Consider the following 4,851-nt stretch of genomic DNA (forward strand, 5'->3'; position numbering starts at 1 on the left):
GTACTGCTCGATGCAGCCCAGCCGGCCGCAACCACACTGGTGCCCGTCCGGTACGGCCAGCATGTGGCCCAGCTCCGCGGCGATGCCGTGCGCGCCGCGCATCAGATCGCCGCCGAGGACGATGCCGCCGCCCACACCGGTGCCGATGGTGAACATGATCATCGAGTCGTCGGCGTCGCGGGCCGCGCCGTAGCGGAACTCGGCCCACGCGGCGACGTTCCCGTCGTTTTCCACGATCACGGGCAGACCGACGGCCTCGCTGACGTACTCGCGCAGCGGTTCGTCACGCCAGGCCAGGTTGGGGGCGAAGAGCACCGTCGAACGGCCGGCGTCGATCCAACCGGCCGCGCCGATGCCGACGGCCTCGATGCTCCGCCCGGTGGCCAGCTCGGCGACCAGCTCGATGATGACGTCGCGGGTCTTGGCGACGTCATCGGCGGGAGTGTCCCGTCGGGTCTGCACGAGCACCTGGCCGGTGTCGTCCACGACACCGCCGGCCACCTTCGTGCCACCGACGTCGACTCCGATGGTCAGCGTCACCGCTGCCGCCCCCCTCTGCAGTGCTGTCCGGCCCAGGTTCCGGCCCAGTGCCGGTCCGGGTCGGAAATGTCCCGCGCTCAGGCGCCGTCGCCCGATGCGTCCGCGTCGGCGACATCGGGCACCCGCGAGGCGGGCACCACGGGACGGGTGGTCGGTGCCGGTACGGTCGCCGACCCGGCCTCGTCGACGGGTGGTACGGCGGCCGGGGCGAGTGGGTCCGCCGTCCGGGTGGCGACCGACCAGACATCCCGCTCCGGCGCCGGCTGAGAATCATGCCCGGTACGGGTGGCATCGCGCCACACGTGGTCGTCGCCGGTCGCCGGGGACGGGGTGCTCGGGGCTGGCTCGGCAGGCACGTCGTCGGTGGTCGCGGCGGGTGCCGGCGACGGCGCGGCCGTCGGTTCGGCGGAGCTCGGTTCGGACGGTTCCGCCGGGGAGAACGCGCGGAGCAGGCTGGCCACGCCCGCGGCGAGGTCACCGGCGCCGGTGGCGAGGCGTTCGGCGAATTCCGGACTCGGGTCCCGCAACGCGGCGATGCCCCGACAGACCGGGCAGACGCAGCATTCGGCCGAACCGGTGGCGAAAGCACCACCGGTGCCCGAGCGCCCGTCGGGCCCCGCACTGTGACCGAGGACACCGGACACCATCGCACCCAGCGAGCCGAACGCGCCGCCCGCCGAGCCGGCGGAGGCCAGTCGCGCCCCCGCCAGCAGGGTGGCGACCAGCCGCTCCGCCTCTTCCCGGGCCGAACCCGGATCCGTTCCGCCCACCGTCGGCTCCTCTACCGTGCCACCGGACACGTCACTGCGCCGCACCGGTTGCTTCTACCCGGCGCTTGAGCTGCTTCAACGCGGTGTCCATGATCATCTTTTCGGCTTTGCGCCGAAACATCCCGAGCATTCCGACCGACAGCTCGACCTCCAGCGTGTAGGTCACAGTGGTGCTGCCGTCCGGGTTACCCACCAGGTCGTACGAACCGTGCTGGGCCTTCTGCATCTTCGAGGGGGCGACCAGGTGCCACTCGATCCGGGACAGATCCTCGGCGTACTCGTAGGCGAGCACGTATTCGTCGGCCATCACCCCGGCGTCGATGGTGAAATGCACCTGACTGGCGTACCCGTCCTCGTACTCCTCGACGACCTCGGCGCGACGCACCGCGTCGGTCCACTCCGGGTAGCGCGCGAAGTCGCAAATGACCGCCGTCACCCGATCCGGTGCGGCGCCGATGATGATCGACTGGGTGGAGGAGTCCGCCATGTGGGGAGGCTACCCGCCTCCTGCCTGTGCCACCCCGACCGCCCGCCGGGTAGGTTTCGACACAACCGACGCCCCGGGCGACGACCAGCCCGACCAGTGCGAGCACGAAGGAGTGCAGGTGCGCGAGTTTTCCGTCCCGCCGATCGTCACCGTTGGCGACGCGGCCAACCTCACCGATCCGGTCTGGGACAACGCCGAAGTCGCGCCCGACACCGTCCAGTTCGCCCGCCCGGTCCCGAGCGCCGAAGGCACGGTCACCGCCTGGACCGAGGTGACCTGCCTCCAGTTCCGTGACGAGGTCGCCGCCGTGGCCCGCGGGCTGATCGCCGCCGGCATCGAGCCAGGTGTCCGGGTCGGGCTGATGAGCCGCACCCGCTACGAGTGGACCCTGCTGGACTACGCCATCTGGGCCGTCGGCGCGGTGACCGTGCCGATCTACGAGACGTCCAGCGCCGAGCAGGCCGCGTGGATCCTCGAGGACTCCAACGCGGTCGCCGTCGTGGTCGAGACCGAGGCGCACGCCGCCCTGGTCGCCGGGGTCCGGCACCGGCTGCCCGAGCTGGGCCAGGTCTGGCAGATCGATACCGGCGGGGTCGACGAGCTGGTCACCACCGGCGCCGCCGTCGAGCCGGCCGAGGTGGAGCGGCGGCGCAAGGCCGTGCGCGCCGACGACCTGGCGACGATCATCTACACCAGCGGCACCACCGGCCGCCCCAAGGGCTGCGTGCTCAGCCACCGCAACATGTACGCCGACATCGCCAACGCGGTGCCGGTGCTGCCGAACCTGTTCAACACCGGCGCGAGCACCCTGCTCTTCCTTCCGCTGGCGCACGCGTTCGCCCGCCTCATCCAGATCGGCGTCGTACAGGCGCGGGCCACCATGGCGCACTGCGCCGACACCAAGAACCTGGTCGCCGAGCTGCAGGCGTTCCGGCCGACCTTCGTGCTCTCCGTACCCCGGGTGTTCGAGAAGGTCTACAACGCCGCCAAGCAGAAGGCCGAGGCGGACGGCAAGGGCGGCATCTTCGCCCGCGCCGAGCAGGTCGCCATCGCGTACAGCGAGGCGCTGGAGACCCCGGGCGGACCGGGCCTGGCGCTGCGCGCCCAGCACGTGGTCTTCGACCGGCTGGTCTACCGCAAGCTGCGCGCCGCGCTCGGCGGACGGTGCCGGGACGCGATCTCCGGCGGCGCGCCACTCGGCGCCCGGCTCGGTCACTTCTTCCGCGGCATCGGCGTGACGGTCCTGGAGGGCTACGGCCTCACCGAGACCTCGCCCGCCGCCGCCGCGAACCTGCCCACCGGCACCCGGATCGGCACCGTCGGCCGCCCCCTGCCCGGCGTGACAGTGCGGATCGAGGACGACGGCGAGATCCTGATCTCCGGCGAGTTGATCTTCCAGGGCTACTGGCGCAACGAGACGGCGACCGCCGAGACGATCAGTGCCGACGGCTGGTTCCGCACCGGCGACCTCGGCCAGCTCGACTCCGACGGCTACCTGAGCATCACCGGCCGCAAGAAGGAGCTGATCGTCACCGCCGGCGGCAAGAACGTCGCCCCGGCGGTGCTGGAGGACCTGGTCCGGGCACACCCGTTGATCAGCCAGTGTGTCGTGGTCGGCGACGGGAAGCCGTTCATCGCGGCGCTCGTCACCATCGACGAGGAGGCGCTGCCGGCCTGGCTGGAGAGCACCGGGCTGCCCCGCGACACCCCCGTCGAACAGCTGCGCGAGCACGAGGGGCTCCGCAAGGAGATCCAGACCGCGATCGACGTCGCCAACCAGGCCGTGTCGAAGGCCGAAGCGATCAAGGTGTTCCGGGTCCTGCCCCAGGACTTCACCGAGACGACCGGCGAGCTGACCCCGTCGCTCAAGGTCAAGCGCCAGGTTGTCCACAAGACGTACGCGGCGGAGATCGCCGATATCTACCGAGGCTGACTACCATCCGTCACGTGCCCGCATCCACAGTCACCGCACCGCACCCGCATCCCCTCGCCGCGGCCGCCCGCCTGGTGATGCTGGCGCTGATCGCCGTCCTGACCCTGTTCGCCACCCGCGACGTCGCCCAGCTGTGGTGGATCGTGTTGCTGGCGGTGGCCGGGCTGCCGTCGCTGCTGGCACCGCAGCACCGGCTGGTCGGCCCGGTGAGCCGGGTGGCCGAGGTGGTGGTGCTGGGGCTGGCCGCGAGCCACGTCGCCGCGGTGGCGTCCATCGGCGGCACTGTCGACGGCCTGGGCGCGTCGGCGGTGCTGCCCTACCTGGCCGTCCCGGTGACCGTCACCGCGCTGCGCCGCCGCTTCCCCGAGGGCGCTGCCCTGCTCGTGGTCACCGCCGTCACCCTGCTGGTCAGCGGCGCGCTGACCCGGGTCGACGGCGGGTCCCAGCTCGGCCAGCCGGGTTACCTCGCGGTCTGCGCGCAGTGGCTGATCCTGGCGGTGCTGGGGCTCTACGCCGCCGGCACGCTGCACCGGGTGATGGCGGTCCGCGGTGAGGGCAAACCCCAGCCGTACGCCGAGGCGACCCGGCTGCTGACCCAGCTGCGGACGGTGGCCCGGCAACTGCCCGGGGCGACCCTGGACCCGGGCGGCATCTCGGAGCACCTGCTGGAGGAGCTGCGGACGGTGGCCCGCGCGGACCGGGGCGCGGTGCTGTCGGCCAGCGGCGGCGGTCGGCTCGTGGTCCTCGCCCAGGCCGGCGTCGACCGGGTGGACTGGGAGACGACGCTGGACGCCGACTCGGCGATCGCCGACGCCTGGGCCACCCAGCAGGCCACCACCGCCGCCCGGTCCCAGTCCCGCTCGCACCGTGGCGGCGACGTGTCCGCGCTGATCATTCCGCTGGTCGCCGGGGTGCGCACGGTGGGGCTGGTGGTGCTGGAGGCCGACGCCGCGCAGGCGTACCCGCCGCCGGTGGTGTCCCGGGTGACCGCACTGACCCGCCCGGCCGCGCTGCGGCTGGAGGCGGCGCTGCTCTTCGACGAGGTGCGCTCGCTGGCCACCAACGAGGAGCGGCAGCGGCTGGCCCGGGAGATCCACGACGGGGTGGCGCAGGAGCTGGTG

At 72.5% G+C, this 4,851-nt stretch carries 5 protein-coding genes; 2 read left to right on the forward strand and 3 right to left on the reverse strand.

Annotated features, from left to right (window positions below; genetic code table 11):
• The 3 genes from KBX53_RS22440 to KBX53_RS22450 all read right to left on the reverse strand — a co-directional run.
• Positions 1–540 (reverse strand): ROK family protein (locus tag KBX53_RS22440; RefSeq protein ID WP_210861463.1); only part of this gene is annotated, 540 nt, incomplete at its 3' end.
• Positions 541–617: 77 nt separating this feature from the next.
• Entirely contained in the window at positions 618–1,310 is a 693-nt protein-coding gene (locus KBX53_RS22445) for a hypothetical protein (RefSeq protein WP_210861465.1), read from the reverse strand.
• A gap of 31 nt (positions 1,311–1,341) precedes the next feature.
• A complete protein-coding gene (locus tag KBX53_RS22450) occupies positions 1,342–1,797 on the reverse strand; it encodes an SRPBCC family protein (RefSeq protein WP_030337720.1) in 456 nt (151 codons plus the stop codon).
• Between the two features lie 118 nt (positions 1,798–1,915).
• Here KBX53_RS22450 and KBX53_RS22455 point away from each other — a divergent pair, with 118 nt between their 5' ends.
• Together KBX53_RS22455 and KBX53_RS22460 are read left to right on the forward strand one after the other, a co-directional pair.
• Positions 1,916–3,730, forward strand: a complete 1,815-nt coding sequence (locus KBX53_RS22455; protein ID WP_210861467.1) for a long-chain fatty acid--CoA ligase — start codon at positions 1,916–1,918, stop codon at positions 3,728–3,730.
• Between the two features lie 14 nt (positions 3,731–3,744).
• A partial coding sequence (locus KBX53_RS22460; RefSeq protein ID WP_210861470.1) for a GAF domain-containing protein occupies positions 3,745–4,851 on the forward strand: 1,107 nt, incomplete at its 3' end.

It is taken from the genome of Micromonospora sp. M51 (assembly GCF_018070305.1).
Taxonomy (GTDB): domain Bacteria; phylum Actinomycetota; class Actinomycetes; order Mycobacteriales; family Micromonosporaceae; genus Micromonospora; species Micromonospora parva.

Bases quoted from the DNA above. Each gene is read 5' to 3' on its own strand.
- KBX53_RS22450 (WP_030337720.1), bottom strand. From the start codon at position 1,797: ATGGCGGACTCCTCCACCCAGTCGATCATCATCGGCGCCGCACCGGAT.